At 58.9% G+C, this 25794-nt stretch carries 23 protein-coding genes and 1 pseudogene; 11 read left to right on the top strand and 13 right to left on the bottom strand.

All coding sequences use genetic code 11. From position 1 onward, the window contains the following. The first annotated feature begins 36 nt into the window (after window positions 1-36). Complete coding sequence (locus BN77_RS26395; RefSeq protein WP_007537934.1) at window positions 37-1122, top strand: methionine ABC transporter ATP-binding protein; 1086 nt, start codon at window positions 37-39, stop codon at window positions 1120-1122. Further along, on the top strand, window positions 1103-1756 hold the full coding sequence (locus BN77_RS26400) for a methionine ABC transporter permease (protein ID WP_028745140.1): 654 nt from the start codon (window positions 1103-1105) through the stop codon (window positions 1754-1756). The genes BN77_RS26395 and BN77_RS26400 overlap by 20 nt, the downstream gene beginning before the upstream one ends. 27 nt (window positions 1757-1783) lie before the next feature. On the opposite strand, the pseudogene BN77_RS36140 reads toward BN77_RS26400, so the two are convergent. The 6 genes and pseudogenes from BN77_RS36140 to BN77_RS26425 all read right to left on the bottom strand — a co-directional run. Continuing rightward, a pseudogene (locus BN77_RS36140) lies at window positions 1784-2321 on the bottom strand (LLM class oxidoreductase); the annotation flags it as partial. Continuing rightward, window positions 2246-2485 (bottom strand): hypothetical protein, encoded by a 240-nt coding sequence (locus BN77_RS35975; protein ID WP_007537941.1) that lies wholly within the window; start codon window positions 2483-2485, stop codon window positions 2246-2248. The pseudogene BN77_RS36140 and the gene BN77_RS35975, both read right to left, overlap by 76 nt. 71 nt (window positions 2486-2556) lie before the next feature. Next, window positions 2557-3342: an ABC transporter permease subunit gene (locus BN77_RS26410; RefSeq protein WP_244426264.1), complete on the bottom strand. Its 786-nt coding sequence runs from the start codon at window positions 3340-3342 to the stop codon at window positions 2557-2559. A 65-nt stretch (window positions 3343-3407) separates the two neighbouring features. After that, window positions 3408-4199: a taurine ABC transporter ATP-binding protein gene (locus tag BN77_RS26415; protein ID WP_007537945.1), complete on the bottom strand. Its 792-nt coding sequence runs from the start codon at window positions 4197-4199 to the stop codon at window positions 3408-3410. A gap of 72 nt (window positions 4200-4271) precedes the next feature. After that, entirely contained in the window at window positions 4272-5285 is a 1014-nt protein-coding gene (gene tauA, locus BN77_RS26420) for a taurine ABC transporter substrate-binding protein (RefSeq protein ID WP_007537947.1), read from the bottom strand. A gap of 215 nt (window positions 5286-5500) precedes the next feature. Further along, window positions 5501-6082 carry a HutD/Ves family protein gene (locus BN77_RS26425; protein ID WP_007537949.1) on the bottom strand — a complete coding sequence of 194 codons (582 nt, stop codon included), beginning with the start codon at window positions 6080-6082 and terminating at the stop codon, window positions 5501-5503. A 158-nt stretch (window positions 6083-6240) separates the two neighbouring features. On the opposite strand from BN77_RS26425, the gene BN77_RS35735 reads away from it, so the two are divergent. Then, window positions 6241-6396 carry a hypothetical protein gene (locus BN77_RS35735; protein ID WP_341872168.1) on the top strand — a complete coding sequence of 52 codons (156 nt, stop codon included), beginning with the start codon at window positions 6241-6243 and terminating at the stop codon, window positions 6394-6396. Window positions 6397-6772: 376 nt separating this feature from the next. Here the strand turns inward: BN77_RS35735 and hutU are convergent, their stop codons facing one another. The 4 genes from hutU to hutI are packed head-to-tail and all read right to left on the bottom strand — an operon-like array spanning window position 6773 to window position 12083. Further along, entirely contained in the window at window positions 6773-8461 is a 1689-nt protein-coding gene (gene hutU, locus BN77_RS26440) for a urocanate hydratase (RefSeq protein WP_007537958.1), read from the bottom strand. A gap of 25 nt (window positions 8462-8486) precedes the next feature. Beyond that, window positions 8487-9287 carry an N-formylglutamate deformylase gene (hutG, locus tag BN77_RS26445; protein WP_007537960.1) on the bottom strand — a complete coding sequence of 267 codons (801 nt, stop codon included), beginning with the start codon at window positions 9285-9287 and terminating at the stop codon, window positions 8487-8489. 1 nt (window position 9288) lies between these two features. Continuing rightward, window positions 9289-10824, bottom strand: coding sequence for a histidine ammonia-lyase (gene hutH / locus BN77_RS26450; protein ID WP_007537962.1), 1536 nt, complete (start codon window positions 10822-10824; stop codon window positions 9289-9291). Then, complete coding sequence (gene hutI, locus BN77_RS26455) at window positions 10821-12083, bottom strand: imidazolonepropionase (protein ID WP_007537963.1); 1263 nt, start codon at window positions 12081-12083, stop codon at window positions 10821-10823. The genes hutH and hutI overlap by 4 nt, the downstream gene beginning before the upstream one ends. A 122-nt stretch (window positions 12084-12205) precedes the next feature. Here hutI and BN77_RS26460 point away from each other — a divergent pair, with 122 nt between their 5' ends. Both BN77_RS26460 and hutC read left to right on the top strand, forming a co-directional pair. Next, window positions 12206-13567, top strand: coding sequence for a formimidoylglutamate deiminase (locus BN77_RS26460; RefSeq protein ID WP_007537966.1), 1362 nt, complete (start codon window positions 12206-12208; stop codon window positions 13565-13567). 57 nt (window positions 13568-13624) lie between these two features. Beyond that, window positions 13625-14347 carry a histidine utilization repressor gene (gene hutC / locus BN77_RS26465; RefSeq protein ID WP_007537968.1) on the top strand — a complete coding sequence of 241 codons (723 nt, stop codon included), beginning with the start codon at window positions 13625-13627 and terminating at the stop codon, window positions 14345-14347. Window positions 14348-14971: 624 nt separating this feature from the next. On the opposite strand, the gene BN77_RS26475 is transcribed toward hutC, so the two are convergent. Beyond that, window positions 14972-16387: a right-handed parallel beta-helix repeat-containing protein gene (locus BN77_RS26475; protein ID WP_007537971.1), complete on the bottom strand. Its 1416-nt coding sequence runs from the start codon at window positions 16385-16387 to the stop codon at window positions 14972-14974. Window positions 16388-16571: 184 nt separating this feature from the next. Here BN77_RS26475 and BN77_RS26480 point away from each other — a divergent pair, with 184 nt between their 5' ends. Then, window positions 16572-17318, top strand: coding sequence for a histidine phosphatase family protein (locus BN77_RS26480; protein ID WP_007537974.1), 747 nt, complete (start codon window positions 16572-16574; stop codon window positions 17316-17318). Between the two features lie 46 nt (window positions 17319-17364). Here BN77_RS26480 and BN77_RS26485 read toward each other — a convergent pair whose 3' ends face one another. Continuing rightward, window positions 17365-17700, bottom strand: coding sequence for a hypothetical protein (locus BN77_RS26485; RefSeq protein WP_040678499.1), 336 nt, complete (start codon window positions 17698-17700; stop codon window positions 17365-17367). Window positions 17701-18034: 334 nt separating this feature from the next. Between BN77_RS26485 and BN77_RS26490 the strand changes: the two genes are divergently transcribed. Further along, window positions 18035-18748, top strand: coding sequence for a DUF899 family protein (locus tag BN77_RS26490; protein ID WP_040678501.1), 714 nt, complete (start codon window positions 18035-18037; stop codon window positions 18746-18748). A gap of 22 nt (window positions 18749-18770) precedes the next feature. Here the strand turns inward: BN77_RS26490 and BN77_RS26495 are convergent, their stop codons facing one another. Then, window positions 18771-19661, bottom strand: a complete 891-nt coding sequence (locus BN77_RS26495; RefSeq protein ID WP_007537981.1) for an AraC family transcriptional regulator — start codon at window positions 19659-19661, stop codon at window positions 18771-18773. Between the two features lie 202 nt (window positions 19662-19863). On the opposite strand from BN77_RS26495, the gene melA reads away from it, so the two are divergent. From melA to BN77_RS26515, 4 genes are all read left to right on the top strand, one after another. After that, window positions 19864-21330 carry an alpha-glucosidase/alpha-galactosidase gene (melA, locus tag BN77_RS26500; RefSeq protein ID WP_007537984.1) on the top strand — a complete coding sequence of 489 codons (1467 nt, stop codon included), beginning with the start codon at window positions 19864-19866 and terminating at the stop codon, window positions 21328-21330. Between the two features lie 121 nt (window positions 21331-21451). Next, on the top strand, window positions 21452-23539 hold the full coding sequence (locus BN77_RS26505) for an ABC transporter substrate-binding protein (RefSeq protein WP_007537986.1): 2088 nt from the start codon (window positions 21452-21454) through the stop codon (window positions 23537-23539). A 111-nt stretch (window positions 23540-23650) separates the two neighbouring features. Beyond that, the gene (locus BN77_RS26510) at window positions 23651-24658 is read left to right on the top strand and encodes an ABC transporter permease (RefSeq protein ID WP_007537988.1); all 1008 of its coding nucleotides are present in this window, start codon (window positions 23651-23653) and stop codon (window positions 24656-24658) included. 1 nt (window position 24659) lies between these two features. Beyond that, window positions 24660-25793 (top strand): ABC transporter permease, encoded by a 1134-nt coding sequence (locus tag BN77_RS26515; RefSeq protein ID WP_040678504.1) that lies wholly within the window; start codon window positions 24660-24662, stop codon window positions 25791-25793. Window position 25794 lies beyond the last annotated feature (1 nt).

The following is a 25794-nucleotide window of genomic DNA, read 5'->3' on the forward strand; positions in this document are numbered from 1 at the left end:
CCCAGGCCGCCTTGGGCATTTCCGAAGGGAAACAACATGAATTCAATCGTCTCGGCCTCCACAATCGGAGCAACGTCGAAGGCGGCGTCAAACGAAGTGGTTCGCCTCGTCGATGTGCATCGCCATTTTGGTGCCACTCCTGCGCTCGACGGCATATCACTCACCGTCCACGGGGGCGAAATCCTCGGTATTATCGGGCGCAGCGGCGCCGGGAAGTCCACGTTGATCCGCTGCCTTAACGGGCTGGAGCGTCCTGACAGCGGCGAGATCGAGATCGAGGGCCGCAGCATCGTCGGCCTCGACGAAAAGGATCTGCAGCCTCTTCGCCGCCGCGTCGGCATGATCTTTCAGCACTTTAATCTGCTGTCTTCGAGGACTGTGGAGGAGAATGTCGCGTTGCCGATGAAAATCGCCGGCATCGCGAAGGCCGAGCGCTTGACCCGCGCGCATGAATTGCTGGAGCTTGTCGGCCTCGCCGACAAGGCGAAGACCTATCCATCGTCTCTTTCAGGCGGGCAGAAGCAACGCGTCGGCATTGCCAGGGCGCTCGCCGCGCGTCCCGCTTTGCTGCTCTCGGACGAGGCGACATCGGCACTTGATCCGGAAACGACCCGTTCGATCCTCACCCTTTTGAAGGACATCAACCGCAAGCTTGGCCTGACGATCGTCCTCATCACACATGAGATGGAAGTCGTGCGCAATATTGCCGATCGCGTCGCCGTCATCGATGCCGGCCGCATTGTCGAGGAAGGTCAGGTCTGGTCCGTCTTTGCCGATCCAAAGGCGCCGATCACCCAGAGCTTGCTGTCCGGCAGCCGCCCGCAATTGCCAGAACACATTGCCGCCCGATTGTCACTGACGACCGGTGGCGAAGCAATCCTCAGCATCGACATGGCTGGCCCGGCAGCACAGGGTGCGGTATTTGCCGATCTTTCGGCAGCACTCCCGCAATCTTTCCGGCTCGTTCATGGCGGTATCGATCATATCCAGAACCAGCCGGTGGCGCGGTTCTTCATTGCTGTGCCGACACGCGACCCAGCCTTGAAGGACAAGGTTCTACAGTTTTTAACGGCCCGCTCGGCACGGGTGGAGGTTCTCGGCTATGACACCGATCATGTTTAATCTCCTGCTTCGCTCCCTCTGGGAAACAATCCTGATGACGGGTGCATCCGGGCTAATCTCGCTTGTCTTTGGCCTGCCGCTTGGTTTGGCACTGGTTCTCACTAATAAGGGCGGGATTGCCGAGAATGCCTGGGTGAACGGCATTCTCGGAGCCATCATCAACGGCTTCCGCTCAGTCCCCTTCATCATTCTGTTGGTCGCGTTGATCCCGCTGACGCGCCTCATCGTCGGCACTGCGCTTGGCACATGGGCGGCCATCGTGCCGCTCGCCATTGCAGCGACGCCTTATTACGCCCGCATAGCCGAGGTCTCGCTGCGCGAGGTGGACCGCGGTTTGATCGATGCTGTGCGCGCCATGGGCGGAAACCGCTGGACGATCATTCGCGAAGTGCTCGTTCCCGAAGCGCTGCCCGGCATCGTCGCCGGCTTCACGGTCACGCTGGTGACCCTAATCGGCGCCTCCGCGATGGCCGGTGCGATCGGCGCTGGAGGCCTCGGTGACCTCGCCATCCGCTATGGCTACCAACGCTTCGAAACCGCCGTCATGGTCGCGGTCGTTGCCGTTCTGATCGTGCTTGTCTGCGGGATACAGTGGCTCGGCGATCGACTGGTCGCCAGGCTTGACCATAAGTAGTTAGCGACGAAACGCAGCGGCAGGGTGCTAGGGTGGCAACCTGCCGCTGCCACCGAACAGTTTGTGCCTGAGCGGGCCTTCGGCGTCGTCTGCCACGAAGAGGCCGCGCTCCCGCAGCGCCGGTACGAGGTCAACAAAAACACACAAGCGTTCCGGCGCCACGGTGCGTGCAAGATTGAAGCCATCGACACCGCCATCAGAAACTTAAGCTTTCAGGCGATCCGCCAGTTGATCGGCCCGAACCGACGATGGCTCTCATGCGGCAGCCGAGCACCGTTTGATCAATGATCTGGCGTAACGTTACCGGCTTCGCACGCTGATTGCCATTGGTTGACGCCCGCTCGATCGACTCGTCCAGGCCGTACATTGAAAAATCAACGCCTGTCGAAGCCGAGTAGTGCGTGAGAGACGCCTCCACGCTCGCATGTCGATGGTCGTTCTCACGCTTGTCCAGTGCTTCCCTCGCGGTGCCGCCAACGACCACGCCGGCTAAGAACGCGCAACGCGCCCATCCGCGACCGACTGCTTCGACCTTCCGCCGTAGGAACGACGCCGACGATGTCGGCCAGGAAATAATCCCGCCGCGCTTTCCCCGCTCGCGGTGCAGGCAAAGTCCACCCAATAGTCGAGATCGAGATCGGTAAAGTGAAGGGACGTATCGCGTGGATGCGTCCACATGCCGTGATTGATATGGCTGAGGCAGTTCATATCGAATGCGTAGATCTGCATCTGCCTCAAATGGTCGCTGCCTTTGCCGGTAGAACCGGCCGGTCGTGAGCCAAGACAGGTACCACCTGCCGTTAGCTCTTACCCTTCCACGGAACCAGGGTGGCTTCCAAGAGCCGAACGGCGGCGCTGAAGGCAAATGCACAGGCGGCGATAATGCCGATGCCTACGAAAACGACATCGGTTGCCAGAAACTGGGAAGCCGACATGATCATGTAGCCAATGCCGCGGTTCGAGGCGATCAGTTCAGCGGCAACCAGCGTGCCCCAGCCGACCCCGAGCGCAATGCGGATGCCCGTCAGGATCTCTGGCAGGGCCGACGGCAAAACGATGCTGACAAGAAGCTGCCAGGGACGGGCGCCAAGAGAGCGCGCCGCATTGACGCGTTCGATCGGTAGTGAGCGAACTCCGGCCTGTGCCGAAAGGCAAATGGGTGCGAACATCGCGAGCACGAGAAGCGTCACCTTCGAAGTCTCACCGATGCCAAGCCAAATGATCATCAGCGGCAGATAGGCGAGAGGTGGCAGTGGCCAGTAGAATTCGATCGGCGTATCGAAGATACCCTTTGCCCAGCGATTGAGCCCCATCAAAAGGCCGATCGGAATGCCAGCCGCGATGGCGATAGCTGCCGCGGTTCCTATTCTGAAGAGGCTTGCCGAAACATGTTCACCAAGCGAGGCTCCGGCATAGCCGTCGCGATAGACAGCGCCAATCTGCGTGACAACCTCCTGCGGTGTCGGCAGGAAGAGGCGCGGCACCAAGCCGAGCTTTGCCACGACCCACCAAGTGCTGATCAAAACTGCTGCGGTCGCAAGGCTGATCAAAAGTGTGCTGCTGTCGCCGGCGCCGAACCCTTTCATGTGAACAGGGTTTGGCTGATCGGGCCCGGCCCCCACGACAACGCCTGTCGTTTCGATGACATTGCTCATTCCGCCGCACTCCTGATCTCCTCGGAGCCATGAAGAATGGTCCGAATTTCTTCTCGCAAACTGGCAAACTCGGGCGCAGTCTTGATCGAGCGGGCGTCGCCCGTCCGGACGAACTCCTGGACGAAGTCAAGATCAAAGCGCGCAACGATACGGCCTGGACGCGGCGACATAACGACGACCTGCGTACCGAGGAAGAGCGCCTCCTCGATCGAATGCGTAATGAAGAAGATGCGCTTTCCCGTAGCTTTCCAAACCGATACGAGCAGTTCCTGCATCTGTTCTCGAGTGAGACTGTCGAGCGCACCGAACGGCTCGTCCATCAGGAGGACTTCGGGATCGGTGGCAAGAGCGCGGGCGATACCGACGCGCTGGCGCATGCCACCGGACAATTCGTAGGGAAACGCCTTTGCAAAGTCTTTCAAACCGACCAGAGACAGAAGCTCTTCCGCGCGGACCCGCCGCGCGGCCCTTTGAACGCCCGCAAACTGCAGGCCAAGCGCGACATTGTCGACGACGGATTTCCAGGGCAGCAACGTGTCCTTCTGGAACACGACGCCGCGCTCCGCGCCGGGATGCGTGACCGGTCGTCCATCAAGAGTGATGGTACCTGACGAAAGCGGCATAAAGCCCGCAATCGCGTTCAGCAATGTGGACTTGCCGCAACCCGAGGCACCGAGTGCCACGACGAAGCTGTTGTCCGAAATATCGAGGGAAACGCGATCAAGGGCATGGACCATGTTGCCATCCCGCGTCCGGAAATAGACGCTCGCGTGATCGACTTTGAGCATGTGCGGTCTCTTCGTATTGTGACGCCGGCGCGCTATCGCGCCAGCGTACTGCAGGATTGTTTGCTTATGTCTTCAGTTGCTTGCGTTGACGAGTGCATCCGGCGTGACAAAAGCCGCGTAGCTCGGCAGCACTTCGCTCACCTTGCCCTGATCCTTCAGGAAAGCTGCCGTATCCTTGAGGATCTTGGCAGCGCCCGACTTTTCGCCGCCACCGAGCCACGCTTGGGATGCTTGCACCTCAGGCGTCAGAAGGGTCAGGTTCTTGAGGGCGGCAGCCTGCTGCTCCGCCGTTCCACCAAGTGTCTTGGAAAGCAGCTTGGCGTTCTCGCTGTCAGCATCCCAGGCCTTCTTATCGGCTGCGAAGGATGCGTAGTACTTGTTGATGACGCCGGCGAAGCTCTTCAGGAATGCCGGGTTCTCATTCGCAAACTTCGATGCAGCGACCCAGGCGGAGAAGGTCGGAGCGCCTTTGTCGGCGACGTCCTTGGAGGTGACCAGCACCTTGCCACTCTTTTTTAGCTCAGTCAGCGCCGGATCCCAGACAAAGCCGCCATCGATGTCGCCCCTGTTGTAGCTGGCGACGATTTCCGGCTGCGGAATCGCAAAGACCTGCACGTCCTTTTCCGTCAGCCCTAACGACTTGATCAGCGCCAGGAGTTGATAATGGTCGGTGGAGACCGGCGCCGCAGCGAGCTTCTTGCCCTTAAGGTCAGACAGAGAGGATATGCCTGAGCCGTTGCGAACGACGAGCGCCTCGTCGATGCCGGAGATAGAGGCGAGATAGAAGGCCTTGACCTCCAACCCACGGGATGTCGCAGCTGCAAACGGGCTCGAGCCGACATAGCCCACCTGCACATCACCAGAGGCAATCGCCGCAAAGATTTCGGCCCCTGAGTTGAACTTGCGGAAATCGATGTCATAGCCGGTTGCCTTTACGAGGTCACCATTGGCAATCGCGACTGAAGACGGCAGTGCATCGGTCTGATAGGCAACGACTACCTTCTTGTCGGCTGCCTGGGCAACAAATGCCGCCATCAAGCTGGCGGAACCGAGAGTAATCGCCGCCAATAATGTCTTGAGATTCATGTTTCGCCCCCTTGCGGCTGAGCACCAGCTTCAACCGCTTGAACTTGTTTCGACGCTAAAACCCTAGGGCGGATGCTTCGGCGTAAATAGATAAAACTATCTATTTTATAGAGTATAGGAACAATAATCTTTTCTGATTGATTTGAGCGGCAGACATTCGAGCCTTGGCCAACCTATTGCCCGCCAAAGCCCGTCGCTCATCTCAAGGATGCCTGTCAGATCAGATCGATGGAAATCAGATAACAGCGCCCTTTACCGCTGACCACCACATCCTTGCCTTTGGCTTGCTCAAGCAGAAGTGCGTCCTTGGGACCAAGATCGTGTTGGCCGCCGCAATCGACGGTTAGAATTCCCGCATGACACAGGAGAAACCATGTCGGCGCCGTCGCATGCACCGTGATCGTAGAATCGACATCAACCCTGTCGACCCGATGGTGGAAGCCTTTGCGCCGGGTCATGACGTTCAGGTCCATGATTGGTCCATCGGGAAGCGATGCCGAAACTGAGACATCGGCGGGAAAGGAGAGGGGCGCACTGTCCCGTGTCAGCAAAACGGGGTTCTCACCGTCTATCGACAGCGACATGCCATTCCCATCCAAAATGGAAAGCGTGCGGTCGACGCCGGCAAAGATCGAAAAGGGCCCATCCGTCGCCACCGTTGCCATGCTGAGGCGCCAACCGAAATCCGACAGAGTCGCGCCCTCAGGCGAGACCGCAATTTCGACAGTTTCCCCGCCACCGTTTTTCCACGGCATGCGGCGATGGGCACTGGATTTGAGGACTGTGGCGCGGATCATTTTGGCTCCATGTTGCAAGGAGAAGGAGTAAACTAAGTTTCGTGGACTAGGTCGATCGAGTTTGCCATGCAGACAGTGAAAGCGAAAACACATGTGCCGCGGCTTTGAGAAAGGCTGCGGAACGTGAGGCATTTATCATGGCAAATGCCGGCGAACCCATGGCGAAAGTCGTCCCATTGGAGGAAGCCGATGCCTCGAAAAAGCAGCGGATTGGCTTCATAAGGGGCATGATCTCGGTCCCCGACGATTTCGATACCATCATTACGGATGAGATCGAGGAGATGTTCAGCGACGGAAAACAGTTTTCCGAATGAGGCCGCTCCTTGATACAGACATCTGGGAGGCCGGCGGAAGCGGGCGGCTTCCTGATCGTTTAGGCGTGCTGATCTTCAATGAGCGGAACGAGCTCCTATTCAGTCCCGCCAGCCTATGGGAGATCGTCATCAAGGCCCGCCCGAATTTTCGCGCAGATCCCACGAGCTGAGGAAACAGCTTCTCCAATACGGCTGCGAGCTGCCAATCAACGGCAAACATACGTTGCAATCGCGGAACTCGCGCCGGTCCACAAGGCCCCCTTCGACCGTATCCTTGTTGTCCAATCAAAGATCGAAGGCATTCCTTTGGTTACGGTCGATCGGGCCGTGCTGCAGTTCCCGGGCCTCATGGGATATTGAGGCCCGGCGCAACAGATCAATTTCCAAGGATTGCCGGCAGGCGCAGGCCCTGCTTCTTGGCCCAATCCAGGGCGATCTCGTATCCTGCATCGGCATGACGCATGACACCGGTCGCCGGGTCGTTCCAAAGCACGCGCTCCAGGCGCCGCGCCGCGTCGTCCGTTCCGTCGGCGCAGATGACCATGCCGGAATGCTGTGAGAAGCCCATGCCTACACCGCCACCATGATGGAGCGACACCCACGTCGCGCCGGACGCCGTATTGAGGAGCGCGTTGAGCAGCGGCCAATCAGAGACCGCATCCGAACCGTCCTTCATCGCTTCCGTCTCGCGGTTCGGCGAGGCGACCGAGCCGGAGTCCAGGTGGTCGCGGCCGATCACGATCGGCGCCTTCAGTTCGCCATTCCTGACCATCTCGTTGAAGGCAAGACCGAGCCGATGACGGTCGCCGAGACCAACCCAGCAGATGCGCGCCGGAAGCCCCTGGAACGAAATCCGCTCCTTGGCCATATCCAGCCAGTTGTGCAGGTGCTTGTTGTCCGGAAAAAGCTCCTTCACCTTGGCGTCAGTCTTGTAGATATCTTCCGGATCGCCTGAAAGGGCGGCCCAGCGGAACGGACCGATACCGCGGCAAAAAAGCGGGCGAATATAGGCCGGCACGAAGCCGGGGAAGGCGAAGGCGTTCTCAAGACCTTCATCCTTGGCGACCTGCCGGATATTGTTGCCATAGTCGAGGGTCGGCACACCGGCATCCCAGAAAGCAACCATGGCTTCGACGTGCTGCTTCATGGAGGCGCGCGCTGCAGCTTCCACGGCCTTGGGATCGCTCTCGCGCTTGGCCTTGGCCTCCTCGACTGTCCAGCCGGCCGGCAGGTAGCCGTTGCGCGGATCGTGCGCGGAGGTCTGGTCGGTCACGATGTCGGGACGGGGGCCGCCAGCCTTCATGCGGGAAACGAGCTCCGGGAAGATCTCGGCTGCGTTGCCAAGCAAGCCGACGGATTTTGCCTCACCGGCCTTCGTCCACTTGTCGATCAATGCCAGCGCCTCGTCGAGCGTCTTTGCCTTTTCATCAACGTAACGAGTGCGGAGGCGGAAATCGATGCGGGTCTCGTCGCTCTCGACCGCCAGGCAGCAGGCACCTGCCATGACAGCTGCGAGCGGTTGTGCCCCACCCATGCCGCCGAGACCGCCAGTCAGGATCCACTTGCCCTTGAGGTTGCCATTGTAATGCTGGCGACCGGCTTCGACGAAGGTCTCGTAAGTGCCCTGCACGATACCCTGCGTGCCGATATAGATCCACGAGCCGGCGGTCATCTGGCCGTACATGGCAAGGCCCTTCTTATCGAGCTCGTTGAAGTGATCCCAGGTCGCCCAGTGCGGCACAAGATTGGAGTTGGCGATCAGGACCCGCGGAGCATCCTTGTGCGTACGGAAGACGGCGACGGGCTTGCCGGACTGCACCAGGAGAGTTTCATCCTCGTTCAACGTCTTCAGGGTCGCTGCGATACGATCGAAGTCGTCCCAGGTGCGGGCCGCACGGCCGATGCCGCCATAAACGACGAGCTCGTTCGGATTTTCTGCCACGTCGGGGTCGAGGTTGTTCATCAGCATGCGCAGCGGCGCTTCGGTCATCCAGCTCTTGGCATTGAGCTCGTTGCCGCGCGGTGCGCGGATCTCGCGAATGTTGTGGCGTGGGTTTGAGGTCATGCGGGTTCCCCCTGTCGAGTGATCGTTATCGTTTCAAGTCCGGTGCGATCTGTTCAATGCGCACCAGGATATCTTTGAGATGAATGCGAAGGCGCTCCGCCTTGACGGTGTCATAGGCAAATGGCGGCGCTTCAGTTTCCAGATGCGTCGATTGCGCGAGCTCCATCTGGATGGCGTGGACGCCAGTTTCGGGTCGGCCGTAATGGCGTGTCGTCCAACCACCCTTGAAGCGGCCGTTGAGTACGCTGTCGTAGCCTTCGGCGGCCTCGACAACAGTGAGCGTTGCTTGCTCGATGGCGCCATCGCAGGTCTTGCCCATATCCGTGCCGATATTGAAATCCGGCAGCTTGCCCTCAAAGAGGAAGGGAATATGGGAGCGAATCGAATGGCAATCGTGGAGGATCGCCACACCATGAATTGATCTGACGCGCTCGATCTCGGCGGCAAGTGCCGCATGGTAGGGAACATGAAAGTCCCGCAGCCGCGCAGCGATATCGGCAGCGCCGGGCGCCTGCCCATCTTTCCAGATCGCTTTGCCGTCGAAGTCCGTTTCAGGAACCAGACCCGTGGTGTTCTGGCCAGGATAGAGGCTGACACCAGCCGGGTCACGGTTCGCGTCGATGACGTAGCGATGGAACGTTGCACGTACCACGGTCGCGCCTGACAACAGGCCGTCATAGAGGTGATGAATGTGCCAGTCGGTATCGGCGAGAACCTTGCCGTTGTCGTTCAGGCGCTCCCAGATCTCGGCGGGAACCTCGGTGCCGGTGTGGGGGAAGCCGAGGATAACGGGAGACGAGCCCTGTTTCACTTCGAAAACAGCCATGTCAGCTCTCCAGAACAGGTAGGATGCCAGGCGAGACCGATCCGTTCAGCGTGCCCGTTGCAACGAGGTTGCCTGCCGCCTGGAGGTCGTCTGCCATATAGCGGTCGAGCTCGAGCGTCGGCACGGCGCGGCGGATTGTCGAAATCGCCTTCTGCAGTTCAGGGCCGGTTGTCAGGGGGGCGCGAAATTCCACGCCCTGTGCGGCGGCCAGTGCTTCGATACCGACGATATTGAAGAGGTTGTCGGTCATCTGCAACAGACGACGGGCGCCGTGGCAGGCCATCGACACGTGGTCTTCCTGATTGGCAGAGGTCGGGGTCGAATCGACGGAGGCCGGGTGCGACATCTGCTTGTTTTCGGACATCAATGCCGCGGACGTGACTTCCGCAATCATCAGGCCGGAGTTAAGACCCGGCTTCTTTGCCAGGAAGGCCGGCAGGCCGTAGGAGAGCGCAGGGTCGACCAACAGGGCGATCCGCCGCTGTGCAATCGCGCCGATCTCGCAAATAGCGAGCGCGATCTGGTCAGCTGCGAAGGCAACCGGCTCGGCATGGAAGTTCCCCCCGGAGACCACCTGGTTATCGGAAAGCACGAGTGGGTTGTCGGTAACGGCGTTCGCTTCTATTTCCAACGTCCGCGCCACCGAGCGAAGCAGATCCAGGCAAGCGCCATCAACCTGCGGCTGGCAACGTATGCAATAGGGATCCTGCACACGCTCGTCGCCTTCGATGTGGCTCTGGCGAATAACTGAGCCTTCAAGTAGCGCCCGAAGCGCCGAAGCGGTATCGATCTGGCCTTTATGGCCGCGCAGTGTGTGAATGTCCGGATGGAAGGGAGCCGACGAGCCCATGGCTGCGTCCGTCGACATGGCTCCGGTAATCAAGGCCGCTTGTGCCGCCCGATGAGCCCGGAAAAGACCCGCCAGTGCCAGCGCCGTCGAGGTCTGCGTACCGTTGATCAGTGCGAGGCCCTCCTTCGCAGCGAGCACGACGGACTTCAGTCCGGCCCTTTCAAGCGCTACACGGCCGGAAAGACGTTCGCCGGCAAAGAAGGCTTCTGCTTCGCCCATCATCACGGCGGCCAGGTGGGCGAGCGGGGCCAGGTCGCCCGAGGCGCCAACCGAACCCTTTTCCGGAATGACCGGGATGACGCCCTTATCCAACATGCCTTCGATAAGCCGCACCAGTTCCAACCGCACGCCAGACGCTCCACGACCAAGTGAAACCAGCTTCAGGGCCATGATCAGACGAACGACGTTTTCAGGCAGCGGCGCGCCCACGCCGCAGCAATGCGACAGGATCAAATTGCGCTGAAGCGTCGCCACATCGGCGCTGTCGATCTTGATAGACGCAAGTTTGCCGAAGCCAGTGTTGATGCCGTAAACGGGCGCATTGCCCGCCGCAATCTCGGCAATTCGTGCGGCCGCCTTGGCAATGCCAGCGTCGAAGGATGCGTCGAGCTTTGCCGGCTCACCGGTCCAGTAGATCGTCTCCAGATTCTTGAGCGAAACGGAGCCGGGATGAAGGGTAATGGTCAACGGTCGATCCTTTCGCCCTTGAAGACATGTGCATGAAGCGGGTTGAAGCCGATGCGGTAGACGAGCTCGGCGAGGCTCTCAACGTCCCAGATGGCGAAGTCCGCGGACTTACCGGGCTCGAGCGTTCCGGTTTCCTCCAGCAGCCCGAGGGCGCGCGCGCCTTCGCGCGTCGCCCCTGCAATGCATTCCTCGACAGTGAGCTTGAAGAGCGTCGCGGACATATTCATCGTCAGCAGCAGCGAGGTCAGCGGCGAGGTGCCGGGATTGCAATCGGTCGCAACGGCTATATGGGTGCGCGCATCGCGCAACGCCTGAACGGGTGGTGCCTTTTTTTCATTTATTGCGTAAAAGGCGCCAGGCAGCAGGACCGCAACCGTACCGGCCGCGGCCATGGCAGCGGCACCTTCTGCATCCAGATATTCGAGATGATCGGCAGAGAGCGCACCATAGGAGGCAGCGAGCTTGGCTCCGCCAAGGTTGGACAGCTGCTCTGCATGCAGCTTCACGGGCAGGCCGAGCGCTTCGGCCTTGTCGAAAACGCGCGCGATCTCCGCTGGCGAAAAGGCAATCCCTTCGCAGAAGCCATCGACGGCATCCACCAAGCCCTCGGCATGGGCGTATTCGAGGGCCGGGATCACAACGTCGGTAATGTAGTCGCCGTTGCGGCCCTTGTATTCGACCGGCGTTGCATGGGCGCCGAGGTAGGATGTGACAACCCGGACCGGACGGAGGCGCTCAAGCTTTCGGGCAGCGCGCAGCATCTTCAGTTCGCCCTCGACGTTCAGACCGTAGCCCGACTTTACCTCGATCGTGGTCAGACCTTCGGAAATAAGGCTATCCAGGCGCGGAAGAGCCGCCTGGACGAGACCTTCGACAGAAAGTGCGTTTGTTGCCTTAACTGAAGAGACGATGCCGCCGCCGGCACGCGCAATTTCTTCGTACGTCGCGCCCTCTAGACGCATTTCAAATTCCCGAGCGCGATTGCCGCCATAGACGATGTGGGTATGGCAATCGACGAGGCCAGGCGTCACCCAGCGCCCTTCGAGATCGGTAATTTGGGCTCGCTCGATAGCGGACACAGGCAGATCAGCCTCCGGGCCGACGAAACTTACGCGGCCGCCCTCCGTGACGATTGCGCCTTTCTCGATGACACCGAGACTGGGCTTTTGCGGATCGAGCGTCGCCAATCGCGCATTCCGCCACAGATGCGGGCGCAGGTCGCCGGATGCCTCATCGCTTGAAAATTTGTTCCCATTCATCAGCTTTGCGCCTTCCTTTATGTGGAAACATGTATATACATATTAAACAGGTGACAAGTGAAATTTTGTGCATCTCCATGGAAAAGAAATATGCAGCGGCGCCAAAGAGGAGAAAAAGCGTTATGGCTCAGACGGTAGCGACCAGACTTCATTCAAACGCAGCACTTCTTCCGTCCGGATGGGAGAAGGACGTGCGCCTGACGATCGCTGATGGCCGTATTGCTCGTGTTGAAACGGGCGTTGCAACCGAGCCGGGCGACGAGCATCACGACACGCTCGTTCCTGCGATGGGCAACCTCCACAGCCATGCTTTCCAGCGCGCAATGGCTGGCCTTGCGGAGGTGCGCGGACCACTAAACGACAGCTTCTGGAGTTGGCGCACCGTCATGTACAGGTTCGCTCTCTCGATGACGCCTGAGCATGTCGAGGCCGTAGCAGCCCAACTCTATATGGAAATGCTGGAAGCCGGTTTTTCCCGTGTCGGTGAATTCCACTACTTGCATCACGACAAGGACGGCACGCCCTATGCCAACATTGCCGAGCTCGCCGAGCGCATCGGGGCCGCAGCAGCCACCAGCGGAATAGGCTTGACGCTGCTTCCCGTATTCTATGCCCATTCGGGCTTCGGTGGTGCGGCACCGATTGACGGTCAGCGCCGCTTCATCAATTCACTCGATAGCTTTGCTGCATTGATGGACGGCTGCCGTAGGGTGATCGGTAGGCTTACGGGGGCCGAGCTCGGTCTAGCCCCGCACAGCCTGCGCGCTGCAACACCTGAGGAACTCAGAAGTGTGGTGCCGCTGGCTGGTAACGGACCGATCCATATTCACATCGCCGAGCAGGTCAAGGAAGTCGAAGATTGCATCGCCTGGTCGGGCGCGCGGCCAGTCGAGTGGCTACTTGCCAACGCACCGGTGGATGGACGCTGGTGCCTGATCCACGCCACACACATGACAGACGAGGAAACCCGCGGCATGGCGCGAAGCGCAGCCATTGCCGGCCTTTGCCCGATTACCGAAGCCAATCTCGGCGACGGTACGTTCCAGGCGCCACTCTTCATCGAAGAAGGCGGCCGTCTCGGCATCGGCTCCGATTCCAACGTGCTGATCTCGCTTCCTGGCGAGCTGCGCCAGCTCGAATATTCGGAGCGTCTGGCACTGAGGGCTCGCAATGTCATCGCTGCACCGGGTGGGTCGACCGCTCGCAGCCTGTTTGATCACGCAATTACCGGAGGCGGCGCGGCACTGAAGGCGCCCGGAGGTATAACGGTTGGTCACCATGCCGACCTCATTTCGCTCGACAAAACAGCCGTACCCTACCTTTCCGGCGATGCATTGCTCGATCACTGGGTCTTTGCCGGTGGCGTGGCCGTCGATTGCGTCTGGTCGCTCGGCCGCAAGCAGGTCGCGGCCGGTCGCCACGTCGCCCGCGACGCAATTAACCAAAGATTCCTGAAGGCGATGGGCGAGCTTCTTGCAGCATAGGGCTTTCCAGGTCGCGACATAAAGATTAGAGCGGGAGGCATTGACCGGAGCGTGACGATGAACAAAAGCAAGGAGACAACCTTGCACCAGCGGATCGTAAGCGACATCGAAGGCCACATCGTTTCTGGCGAGTGGCCGCCGGGTCATCGCATCCCGTTTGAAGTGGATCTAACCAAGGAATACAATTGTTCGCGCATGACCGTGAACAAGGCGCTAACCCAACTTGCTAAGGCCGGTCTTATCGAACGTCGCAAGAAATCGGGCAGCTTCGTCACGCAGCCGCAGGCCCAATCGGCTGTTCTCGAGATCCACGACATAAGTGCTGAAGTACAGTCGCTAAATCTTCAGTATTCCTTCGCCGTGTCGAAGCACGAGCAGCGCAGAGCGAAGGCCGACGATGTTCGCCGCCTCGACGTCACCCCGGGATCTTTCATTGTTGACGTGGCCTGCGTTCATCAGGCAGGCGGGCGACCGTTCTGTCTGGAGGAACGACTGATCAGCCTGTCGACCGTACCCGAGGCGGCCGACGCAAATTTTTCAGAGATGGCGCCTGGCGCCTGGCTGATCAATCAGATTCCCTGGAGTAGCGCCGAGCACCGCATTCACGCCGTTTCTGCCGGTTCAGACGAGGCCGCCGCCCTCGGTATCCCGCGCAACACAGCCTGCCTGGTCGTCGAGCGTCGCACCTGGAGCAATAACGGGCCGGTCACTCATGTGCGCTTCACTTATCCGGGCGACCGACACGCGCTGGTAGCACGTTTCACCCCCGCGTCGCAGTAGCAGATGACTTCGCTCGGGCAGCTTATTTCGTGGAGATCACGATGTCGTCGCGGATCAAGTCCGTAAGCTCATGCTCATCCGTGATACCAAGTTCGATCCATTGAAGTAGGCTCTTTGCCTTCTGCCTTGCTTCAACGCTACCCCTATGAAGCCCATTCTCATCGCACCAAGCCCTCAGGATACGATCGATCAGGTCTGTGATCTTGAATGCTAACACTGGTCGCTGCCACAAAATCCATTGCATCGGCCTGTCTCCCTTCGCATCCGGAGCCTATGTGGCGCCACGTCAGGGAGGCAACCTACAGCACATGAGAATGTGCTCATCTACACATATTAAAAGGCTAAGCGTTGCAGATTGGCCATAGCCACCGGATGAGAACGATTGGGCAGCAAAGCAAAAAGCTATTAATTCTATCGGCCAGCTACCCATTGTTCAGTCGACATCCCGACTGGAGTTCGATTGTGCTAAGGCGGTGAACCAGTTCAGGACCCGGCATCTTTTTGCCACGTGCCTTTCGTCCTCCAATCGGTTGTCGGTCCTTTTCCATATGGCGCAGTCCCGACACCTTGACGTCTTCCGAAACCCTTCTGGATGACCCCGGATCCCAGGCGCCGCGCCCGGACCTAATTCACCACCTCGATGATCTTGGCCCCGGCAAACCGCTTCTTCTCGATACTGGTGTATTCGAGCCTGACCAGCTTTCCCGCGAGAGCCTTTAATGGCATCGCTTTTCCGTCGGGCCCGACAGCGTCGGACAATATCAGGTGGTGGCCACGCAACACGACGTCGCTCGCATCGACGATCTTTATCCTGTTGCGATCGTCGCCCTCGAGCCGACCGATGACACAGCCGGCAACAGAGGGGCGACAACTTAACGGCGCGCCGCCCTTCTCGGTTTCCTTCGCTACCTCCGTTCGATTTGATGAAGCCGCCGGTTTGCTTCGCAGATCTGCCGTTGCCTTCGGTCCATCGCATGGCCCGGTCGCATCGAGTGTCTTGCTGATCGAACTGGTGCTGACGACCCTGTTGTTCTGAGAAATATTCTCACAGATCTTTCCCTGCGGCGCCCTTTGCGCCCGGATCAGCCCGACACCAACATTGCGAAACGTATTGCCGTAGACGTCGTTGTTGACGCCATCGCTCTCTTCGTCGCCACCAAGGCGCACGCCAGCGCCAACGACGTCATAGACAAGATTGTAGCGGAAGACATTGCTGTTGCCGCGCGAGTCAAAACCACCTGAATTGGGGTCTTTCTGCCCTGTGCAACTATTCTTCTCGACAATGTTACCGCTCGAGCCCTCCTTGATGTCGACGCATTCATTGCCACCAGTGGCGATGTCATTATCGTGGATACGGTTCCGATCGGAGCGATCGATCGCACCGTCTGGCGCGCCGCGTCCACCCAATTGCTCTGGCGCGGTTCCGATGTAGATGCCCTCGCCATTCTTCCCGCCATCGTCAAACAGGAAGTCGAAACGGCCGCATGAACTTATCCTGGAATAGGCGATTTCGTTCTGCCTCGCCTGGTAACGCAGGCGGACGCACTCGCCACCTGCGTTACGAATATCCATCCCGAGCACGCGCAGCCCGGTCAATTCCTTTCCAGGCGTGTTTCCGATCACGTAGAGCAGCTTGTCACGGTAGCTCTTCTTCGTGTTCGCTCTCTCAAACCGGCCGTCAACGGTGAAATTCCGCAGCTCGATATAGCTATGGTTGATCTCGATCACCCGCGGCTGGCCGCCACCTTTGACGACAGATGCAAGTGATCCCTCAATCGTGATCGGCTTGCCGAGTTGGCCATCGCGAACCGAGCGGAAATCCTGCATGTAGGTTCCTGGCGAAAGGACGATCGTATCGCCCGGTTGGGCGATCGCAAGCGCATCCTGGATCGTCGATCCTTCATCGCGGCCCGAGCTTTTTGGCGCGACGTTGATTGTCGCGCTCTCTGCAGGCCCGATGAAGCTGAAGGCCCCGGCAAGACCCAGCATGACCACAATCAGGCGAGGAGCCGCGCAAGCCTTCCACATATCTTTGGCCATGGATACCTCCGGTCGTGGACGCGATCTTGAATAAGAGCATACGCTAATAGTAACTCAATTGCTCCTTTGGAGTTCGCCAACGCGATTCTCATTTCAGGAGCCCAGTTTGAACGACCAACGTTGCAGCGCGCCTCGTCAGCCCTCATGATGTCTAAATCGGATATCGACACATATACGGCGACCAATGCGCATCTTTCTCGTCCGACACGGCGAATCCCTCGGCAACATCAATGAAAACGCCTACAGGCAGTTTGGCGATCACAATGTGCCGCTGACACAATGGGGCTATCAACAGGTTCTCCTAGCCGGAAGGGCGCTAGCGTCCTATCTGGCCGAGTTGCCAGAGCGCCCTAATCAAAGCTTGGATATTTGGTATTCGCCGTTTCTTCGAACGCGACAGAGTAAGGACGCCCTATTGGAAGTCCTGCCGCCGGGATGGGTGGGGGACGTTCGCGAGGACTATCTGTTGCGCGAGCAAGACTTTGGTCTTTTTACAGAAATCTACGACCATGCGGAGCGACGACAGAAGTTTCCAGATGAGTTCGAGAAATGGGCCCGGATGCGAAACAACAGCGGAAAATTCTATGCAAGACCACCCGATGGCGAGAGCAGGGCGGATGTGGCCCAGCGGCTTCGTCTGTTTCTGCAGACCGTAAATGACGATACGACCGATGAAGGCAACGACATCATCATCGTCGGCCATGGCGTCACGAACCGGGCGTTCGAGATGAATTTTCTCCATCATGCGGTCGACTGGTTCGAGCGTTCTGACAATCCGGGAAATTCCGACGTGACATTGATCGAAGGAACGCGTCGTCAGGGCTATCGATCAATCCTGTTGCACAAGGCAAGCGAGCGTAAGACTGGCAATGACGAGTTTCGGCATGCGCACGGATCAGAGCTGACGATCACGCCGAAAACGACGCCATAGCTTTTAGCCGTCGCCAATAAAGGCACATCAATCTACGGCGCGGGTCCTATTGCTGGGGTGGCGCCAGGCCGCATTGGGTGACCTCGGGCTCGTCCTTGATGCTTGCCTTGATGCGAAGCTCCCAGGCCGGCCCAAGTTGAAAACCGTGAGCCCGTAACATGTCGACGACCTTCGAACAGTCGGCGGGGCTGTCGTATTGCCCCGCCAGCGAAACCTCGATGAGCGTCTCCTTGGCATCGACGGCACAATTGCCATTCAAGCCGGTGTTTTCGAGAAACGAGCACACGGCCTCAGCGCGCTCGAGGCCCTTGCCGTCATCCGATGCAACAGGGGATCCGGCAGCGACAACGACCGCCTCGATCAGGGATATGAAAGATCTCATTGTACTCTCCATGGAGGGAGGTCTCGACACCGGTTGCCACGATGTTTTGGAGCCTCCCTCGTCCTTCCAAGAGATGAAGGATCAGAGGGACATAGGTCTTGAATCGGAGTGGGGAAGGGGCCAGAAGTCTGAGACAGAAGAATAAGCGCCAGCTGCAACGGCGGATAGTATTGTAACAAATTCAAGCGCCTAGAAAGTGCAGCCAGTCGGAGCTATTAAAAAACCGCAGGGTGTTGTCGATTTGCGTACTCCCCAAACGTTTCTTGTCTGAAGGGCGGACCACGTCAGGAAGGCTGGCGCATTGTCCTGTCCAAAACCGGAGGAGGTTCATGTGATGGATGCGAATAACCTTGCTTCCGCAAGCGAGCTGGCAAGAAGAAACGGACTGAGTTTTCCGAATGAAAGTCCCGAGTACCGGCAGGCTCGCGATGAACTGCTTGCTGAAGAAATCGAGTTGCGTCGACATATCGAAAGAGTGGCCAAGCAGCGTCGTGCGCTACCGCCAGGCGGTGAGGTGACTAAAGAGTACCGCTTCCAGGGCCCCGACGGCGAGGTTCCGTTGCTCGACCTCTTCACAGGCAAGTCCACGCTGGTCATATACAATTACATGTACGGTCCGCAACGCGAACGACCATGCCCGATGTGCACATCCATGCTATCGGCTCTTGACGGAGAGGTTCCCGACATTTGCCAGCAGATTGCCCTTGCCGTTGTCGCGCGCTCGCCAATAGAGCGGTTGCTGGCCTTCAAGAAGGAGCGCGGTTGGCATCACATGCCGCTCTACTCCGATATGAGTGACGAGTTCAGCCGCGACTATCACGCCATTGGTCCTGACGGCAGTGATGACGCCGCCTATAACGTCTTCACAATCAAGGATGGCGTGATCCGTCATTTCTGGAACCCGGAAATGGGCCCCGCAACCGCCGATCCCGGCCAGGACCCCCGTGGCGCGCCGGACCTCATGCCGCTTTGGACCGTGCTCGACACCACGCCTGAAGGGCGCCCGCCGACCTGGTATCCGAAACTCAATTACGACACTCCACGATAATGCCGACGTAAGGGCGCAGCCATCAGCCCTGCCTGCCGACGCTCGCATACATACCCGTCGTACGGAACTCCGTCGGATTGGTCCCATAGACACGCCTGAAGACCTTGGAGAAATAATTGGCGTCCTCGAAACCGGAGCGGATCGCCACCTCCTTGACGGGCATGTTCGCGGTCTTGGTAAGAAGTGTCACGGCCCGCTTCAATCGCTTCTCCAAGACGAATTCGGCCGGCGGCAGGCCCTCGTTGGCCGCAAACATTCGGGAGAAATGCGCCCGGCTTAGGCCTGCGACCCGGGCCAGATCCTCAACGGGCAGGGGACGTTCAAGATTGGCCATGATGTAGTCGATGACATGCTGCATCGTCCGGTACTCCTCGCTGAATACAGGGTGAGAACCGAAAACGTCGTCATATAGCGCCATGGCTGCTTCGTAGGCGATGGCGGACGCAAAGCCCGGGGTTTCTGCGCCAGTAATCAGTCGCAGGCTGCAATCCGCCAGATGCTCGATCGTCTGTGGTTGCAGCTTCAGAATCGGACCGGTCACGGCAAGGATCGAGCGGTGGATGCGCAGGGCCTCCTCTCCATTCATCGAGATCCAGAAGAACTCCCAGCGATCGCCATCCTCCAGCCAGTAGCGGTGATTGTGCGGCACGAGCACAAGCAGCGTCTCCCCCTCCTTCACACGAAGCTGGCGATTCTCGTAGCGCAGGTTTCCCGCGCCGCCGATCGTATGCTGCAAGACCGTAAAGGGCGTTTGCCCACGCTTGCGGCCATCCCAGTCGTAGGTCGCATTCTCGCGAATCTCGTAGCCCGTACTGGTCGGCATAGTGTGTAGACTCTGGCGGCCGCGTGGCAACGAGACCGTCCGCATCACGGGACCGTTGTCAATCAATTTCTGCAGCACAGAATTACCCATGAAAGCATAATCCTTCTCTGGCGGCCTCACCGAATATGCGCATAATCGGCTCCCAAGAGAGAGAGCACCGCCAGCATCGAGGAGCGGCGGGGAGGAGAATAAGCCGAGTTTCTGGCCCTTTTTGGCGTCGACTGCAAGCCCGCGTCCTATTCTTCTTCTCATTGTTCAGCGCCGGCAATTTGATCGCATTGAGGCAAGGATCATGAGTTTCAAAATCGCTATCATCGGCGCGGGCAGCGTCGGCTTCACAAAAAAGCTGTTTACCGACATCCTCTGCGTGACGGAATTCCAGGACGTTGAGTTCGCGCTTACCGACATGAGCGAGCACAATCTGCAGATGATCAAGCAGATCCTCGACAGGATCGTCGAGTCCAACAAACTGCCGACCAAGGTCACCGCGACCACCAACCGGCGTGAAGCTCTGAGTGGCGCGCGTTACATCATCAGCTGCGTGCGCGTCGGCGGCCTAGAGGCCTATGCCGACGACATCCGCATTCCGCTGAAATACGGCATCGACCAATGCGTGGGAGATACGATCTGCGCTGGCGGCATCCTCTATGGCCAACGCAATATTCCCGTCATCCTCGATTTTTGCAAAGACATCCGCGAGGTCGCCGAACCCGGTGCGAAGTTCCTGAACTACGCAAACCCGATGGCGATGAACACTTGGGCTGCGATCGAATACGGTAAGGTCGACACTGTCGGTCTTTGCCATGGCGTCCAGCATGGCGCCGAACAGATCGCCGAAGTGCTCGGCGCAAAATCGCTTTCCGAGCTCGACTATATCTGCTCGGGAATTAACCACCAAACCTGGTTTGTCGATCTCAAGCTCAATGGTCGCAAGATCGGCAGGGATGAGTTGATCGCAGCCTTCGAGGCGCATCCAGTCTTCTCGCAGCAGGAAAAGCTGCGCATCGATGTCCTGAAGCGCTTCGGCGTATACTCCACGGAAAGCAACGGGCATCTGTCGGAATATCTCCCGTGGTATCGCAAGCGCCCGGAAGAAATCATGAAGTGGATCGACATGTCCGACTGGATCCACGGCGAAACCGGGGGCTACCTCCGGTACTCCACCGAAACCCGCAACTGGTTCGAGACGGAATTCCCGCAATTCCTGCAGTCGGCTTCCAAACCCATCGATCCGGCCAAACGTTCGAACGAGCATGCAAGCCATATTCTCGAGGCTCTGGAAACGGGCCGCGTCTACCGCGGTCATTTCAACGTCAAGAACAATGGCGTCATCACCAACCTGCCGTCGGATGCGATCATCGAATCGCCCGGCTTTGTTGATCGATTTGGCATCAACATGGTCTCCGGCATCACGATTCCGGAGGCCTGCGCGGCTACCTGCATCGCGTCGATCAACGTTCAGCGGATGTCGGTGCATGCGGCGATCAGCGGTGATATCGACCTTCTGAAGCTTGCAGTGCTGCATGACCCCCTTGTCGGGGCTGTCGCTACCCCGGACGAGGTCTGGCAGATGGTGGACGAGATGATCGTCGCCCAGTCCCGCTGGCTACCGCAATATGCTCATGCCGTTCCAGCCGCCAAGGAGAGGCTGGCGAAATCTACGGTCAAGACCCGTGAATGGGACGGCGCGGCCCGCCGCAACGTCCGCTCGATCGAGGAGCTGCGTGCCGAAAAGGCGGCACTCAGGCAGGCCGTATAGAACTTCGGACAACGGTGGCGGTTGGCTCCGGGAGGGAACCCATCGCTGCATGGCCGTTGCCGGATCGTTGAGGAGAACAGGGCTCGCCTGAGGCGACGCCCTGGAACAAGAGGGAGAAACGATGAGTAATTTCCGCAACATTGGCATTATGGCCAGCCTGGCGCTTAGCGTCTCGGTTTCGGCCATGAGTGCCTACGCTTCCGAGCCGACTGTACCGCCCGTTCCGCCGCCGTTCCCGGCGGAAGGCAAGATCAAATACGTCTCGAGAGATACGATCGAAGAGTTCAAGGCTCTGCCTGAATACCATGAGCCGGATTGGGTAACGAAGAACTTCGTCGCTACCGGCAAGCTGCCACCGGTCAAGGATCGCCTTCCGAAGGAACCCCTCGTCTTCAAGACAGAGAACATGGTCGATGGTACCGGTGTCTACGGCGACACAATGCGCCATGTCATCGGCGGCCGGCCAGAAGGTTGGAATTACGGTGCCGGCCAGACTCAGGGCTGGGGCGGTATTGATATCGGCCTGTCGGAATGCCTGACGCGCACCGCACCTCTCTTCCAGGTCCAGGCGAAGGACACAGAGCCGCTTCCGAACCTTGCCAAGAGCTGGGAATGGTCAAAGGACGGCCATAAGTTGACCATGCACCTGGTCGAAGGAGCGAAGTGGTCCGATGGCGTGCCCTTCAATGCTGACGACATCATGTTCTACTGGGATGACGAAGTCATTGACCCGAACGTCTCGCCACTTGGCGGCGGCGCTTCACCGGAGGCGTTCGGCGAAGGAACGACACTGAAGAAGATCGATGATTACACGGTCGAGTGGACGTTCAAGGACGCTTTCCCGAAGCAGTATCTATATACGATGGCCTACCCGAGCTTCTGCCCTGGCCCCTCGCATATCCTGAAACCACAGCATCCGAAATACTCCAAGAATACCTATGACCAGTTCAAGAATGCCTTCCCTCCGGAATATATGAACATCCCGGTCATGGGGGCCTGGGTGCCGGTCGAATATCGTCCCGATGACATCATTGTGATGCGCCGCAACCCATATTACTGGAAGGTCGATGAGAAGGGCAATCAGCTCCCCTATCTGAACGAACTGCACTACAAGCTGTCGACCTGGGCCGACCGTGACGTGCAGGCCGTTGCCGGTTCCGGCGATTTTTCAAACCTGGAGCAGCCGGAAAACTTCGTGGCCTCACTGAAGCGTGCTGCGGAAAAGACGGCGCCAGCGCGCCTGGCCTTTGGCCCACGCCTGATCGGCTATAACCTGCGCATGAACCTTTCTGCCAACGGCTGGGGTGATCCGGATGGCCGTGGCCAGGCCATACGCGAGCTGAACCGCAATGAAGACTTCCGCAAGGCCATCACGATGGGCCTCGACCGGAAGGCGATCGGCGACTCACTGGTCAAGGGTCCTTTCACAGCGATCTACCCCGGTGGCATTTCATCGGGCACGAGCTTTTATGATCGCAACTCGGTCGTTTACTACCCGTTCGACCTGAAAGGGGCCAAGGCGCTGCTCGCCAAGGCGGGCCTCAAGGACACCGACGGTGACGGCTTCGTCAACTTCCCCGCTGGAACTGCTGACGGCAAGAATGTTGAGATCGTCCTTCTCGTCAACAACCAGTACGCGACCGACAAGAGCCTTGCCGAAGGCGTCATTGGACAGATGGAAAAGCTTGGTCTCAAAGTCGTCCTCAATGCTTTGGACGGTACAAAGCGTGACGATGCCCATTATGCAGGACGTTTCGATTGGCTGATCCAGCGCAGTTCACCGGAACTTGCAGCCGTCGTGCAGAACACCGAACAGCTTGCGCCAGTCGGTCCCCGCACGAGCTGGCAGCATCGCGCCGGCAAGGACGGCAAAGTTGACCTGCTGCCTTACGAGGAAAAGCTGGTGGACATCGTCACGAAGTTCCAGGCCAGCCAGGATAACGACCAGCGCGTCGAACTCATGAAGCAGTACCAGAAGGTAGCGACAGAGAATGTCGATACGGTCGGGCTTACGGAATATCCGGGCGCACTGATCATCAACAAGCGCTTCTCGAACGTCCCCGAAGGCACGCCGATCTTCATGTTCAACTGGGCCGAGGACTCCGTCATCCGCGAACGTCTGTGGGTGGCCGCCGACAAGCAGGGCAAATATGAGCTGTTCCCAGAACAGTTGCCCGGCAAGCCCGGTGAAAAGGGCCCGGTCAACTAAGAACTCCCTCCCAATCAAGAACTCCGGTCGCGCGTGAAGCGCGGCCGGGCAATATCAACAAGCCGGCCACACCGACAGGGGGACTGGCGGCAAGGAGAAGCGAAACGTCCGATGTTACGATTCCTGCTCGTGCGTATAGCTTCCGCGATACCCGTGCTCATTATCCTGAGCATCGTGACGTTCGCAATTATCCAGGCGCCGCCCGGTGATTATGCCGACTACATCCGTTCGCAGTTGATCAATCAGAGTGGAGCGTCCTTCGCACAGGCCGACGCGCAGGCTCAGGCTTACCGCATCGCCCATGGCCTCGACCAACCGATCGTCATCCAGTACTTTAACTGGATCAAGGGCATCGTGACCCGGGGCGATTTCGGCTACAGTATGTTCTATAACAAGCCGGTCGCCGATGTCGTCGCCGAGCGCCTGCCGCGCACGTTGGCATTGGCGCTGGTTTGCCACATCTTCGCATCCGTCCTTGGCATCGGCTTCGGGATCTGGGCAGCGACCCGCCAGTATACCTGGATCGACAGCCTTCTCTCTGGCATCTCCTTTCTTGGCATGACTGTGCCGCGCTTTTTGATGGCACTGATCATCGTCTACCTCCTCGTCTTCCAATTCAACGTCTCCGAGATTGGTAGCTTCTTCTCGCCGCAATTTGGCGGCGCGCCATGGTCCTGGGCGAAGTTCGTCGACCTTGTCAGCCATGTGTGGCCGGTTGTCGCCATCGCCACCTTCGGCGGTCTCGCCTACAACATGCGCGTCATGCGCGGCAATCTGCTCGATACGCTGAACGCGCAGTATGTCGAAACGGCTCGCGCCAAAGGACTATCGGGCCGGGCCGTCGTCATGCGCCATGCCGTACCGAACGCGCTGCACCCGCTCGTTATGTACCAGGGCGTTGTGCTTCCCTACATGCTGACGGGAGAAATCGAGACGGCAATCATCTTCGCGCTGCCCACCGTCGGGCCGGCGATCGTCGGTTCCATGGCGATCGGCGACGTCTACGTCACGGCAACCTTCATGATGGTGCTCTCGGCGACGCTGATCATCGGTAACATTGTCGCCGATATGCTGCTTGCCATGCTGGACCCGCGTGTCCGCCAGTACGGAGGAGCCTGATATGCTCGCCTTCGATTCCGCGCCACCTCCGCCCCACGAAGAATCTGTCAAGAATGCTCCATATGGCAATGAAAGCTATCTTTCGCTCGTCTGGCGAAGGTTAAGGCGTTCCTGGACCGGCATGATGGGCCTCATTCTCGTTGGCCTGCTGCTCCTCATGGCAGTCTTTGCGGATTTTTTCGCGCCGATGGACCCCAAAGCAACCGATGTCGGCTTTGCGCCGCCGCAAGTTGTGAGCTTTCGCGACAAAGACGGCAACTTCGCTTTTCCGCCGCGCGTCTATGCACTCGGCGAATCCGAAGAACTCGATCCCGTGACCTTCCAGCCGATCGTCGGCCCGGACTACAACCATCCGCGAATGCTCGGCTTCTTCGTGAGGGGGGCGCAATACAATCTGCTTGGCCTCTTTCCTGCCGACCGTCACTTCTTCGGTTCGGTCGATGGTCAGCCGGTCCATTTTCTCGGAACCGACAAGTTCGGTCGTGACATCCTTTCGCGTGCCATTGTCGGTTCTCGCATCTCGCTGATGATCGCACTGACTGTCGTCTTCATCGTCACCATCGTCGGAACAACTGTGGGCATGGTCTCCGGCTATTTCGGCGGAACGTTCGACGTCTGGGTGCAACGCTTCGTGGAGATCGTTCTGGCCTTCCCGCAATTGCCACTCTACCTGGCTCTGACATCGCTGATCCCGGTCACCGCGCCGACCAACGTGTTCCTGGCGTTCGTCATTGTCGTCATGTCCGCACTCGGTTGGGCGCAGATGTCGCGCGAGGTCCGTGGAAAGACATTGGCGCTCGCACGCATCGACTATGTCCGGGCTGCTACGGCAGTTGGCGCGACTGACCGGCGCATCATCTTTCAGCACATCTTTCCAAACGTGATGAGCCACGTGATCGTTGCGGTCACGCTCCAAATCCCGAACGTGGTGCTGCTGGAATCGTTCCTCGGCTTTCTGGGCTTTGCCGTAAAGCCGCCCCTGATATCCTGGGGCCTGATGCTCCAGGACACTGCAAATTATTCCGTTATCGGGACCTATCCCTGGATCCTGTCCCCCGTCGGTTTCGTTCTGGTCACCGTCTTCGCGTTCAATGCGCTTGGCGATGGTCTGCGTGACGCCGTCGATCCGTATTGAG

The sequence above is a fragment of the Rhizobium mesoamericanum STM3625 genome, from assembly GCF_000312665.1.
GTDB classification, from domain to species: Bacteria; Pseudomonadota; Alphaproteobacteria; order Rhizobiales; family Rhizobiaceae; genus Rhizobium; species Rhizobium mesoamericanum.

Bases quoted from the DNA above. Each gene is read 5' to 3' on its own strand.
- BN77_RS26395 (WP_007537934.1), top strand. From the start codon at position 37: ATGAATTCAATCGTCTCGGCCTCCACAATCGGAGCAACGTCGAAGGCG.
- BN77_RS26400 (WP_028745140.1), top strand. From the start codon at position 1,103: ATGACACCGATCATGTTTAATCTCCTGCTTCGCTCCCTCTGGGAAACA.
- BN77_RS35975 (WP_007537941.1), bottom strand. From the start codon at position 2,485: ATGCAGATCTACGCATTCGATATGAACTGCCTCAGCCATATCAATCAC.
- BN77_RS26410 (WP_244426264.1), bottom strand. From the start codon at position 3,342: ATGAAAGGGTTCGGCGCCGGCGACAGCAGCACACTTTTGATCAGCCTT.
- BN77_RS26415 (WP_007537945.1), bottom strand. From the start codon at position 4,199: ATGCTCAAAGTCGATCACGCGAGCGTCTATTTCCGGACGCGGGATGGC.
- tauA (WP_007537947.1), bottom strand. From the start codon at position 5,285: ATGAATCTCAAGACATTATTGGCGGCGATTACTCTCGGTTCCGCCAGC.
- BN77_RS26425 (WP_007537949.1), bottom strand. From the start codon at position 6,082: ATGATCCGCGCCACAGTCCTCAAATCCAGTGCCCATCGCCGCATGCCG.
- BN77_RS35735 (WP_341872168.1), top strand. From the start codon at position 6,241: ATGGCGAAAGTCGTCCCATTGGAGGAAGCCGATGCCTCGAAAAAGCAG.
- hutU (WP_007537958.1), bottom strand. From the start codon at position 8,461: ATGACCTCAAACCCACGCCACAACATTCGCGAGATCCGCGCACCGCGC.
- hutG (WP_007537960.1), bottom strand. From the start codon at position 9,287: ATGGCTGTTTTCGAAGTGAAACAGGGCTCGTCTCCCGTTATCCTCGGC.
- hutI (WP_007537963.1), bottom strand. From the start codon at position 12,083: ATGAATGGGAACAAATTTTCAAGCGATGAGGCATCCGGCGACCTGCGC.
- BN77_RS26460 (WP_007537966.1), top strand. From the start codon at position 12,206: ATGGCTCAGACGGTAGCGACCAGACTTCATTCAAACGCAGCACTTCTT.
- hutC (WP_007537968.1), top strand. From the start codon at position 13,625: ATGAACAAAAGCAAGGAGACAACCTTGCACCAGCGGATCGTAAGCGAC.
- BN77_RS26475 (WP_007537971.1), bottom strand. From the start codon at position 16,387: ATGGCCAAAGATATGTGGAAGGCTTGCGCGGCTCCTCGCCTGATTGTG.
- BN77_RS26480 (WP_007537974.1), top strand. From the start codon at position 16,572: ATGCGCATCTTTCTCGTCCGACACGGCGAATCCCTCGGCAACATCAAT.
- BN77_RS26485 (WP_040678499.1), bottom strand. From the start codon at position 17,700: ATGAGATCTTTCATATCCCTGATCGAGGCGGTCGTTGTCGCTGCCGGA.
- BN77_RS26490 (WP_040678501.1), top strand. From the start codon at position 18,035: ATGGATGCGAATAACCTTGCTTCCGCAAGCGAGCTGGCAAGAAGAAAC.
- BN77_RS26495 (WP_007537981.1), bottom strand. From the start codon at position 19,661: ATGGGTAATTCTGTGCTGCAGAAATTGATTGACAACGGTCCCGTGATG.
- melA (WP_007537984.1), top strand. From the start codon at position 19,864: ATGAGTTTCAAAATCGCTATCATCGGCGCGGGCAGCGTCGGCTTCACA.
- BN77_RS26505 (WP_007537986.1), top strand. From the start codon at position 21,452: ATGAGTAATTTCCGCAACATTGGCATTATGGCCAGCCTGGCGCTTAGC.
- BN77_RS26510 (WP_007537988.1), top strand. From the start codon at position 23,651: ATGTTACGATTCCTGCTCGTGCGTATAGCTTCCGCGATACCCGTGCTC.
- BN77_RS26515 (WP_040678504.1), top strand. From the start codon at position 24,660: ATGCTCGCCTTCGATTCCGCGCCACCTCCGCCCCACGAAGAATCTGTC.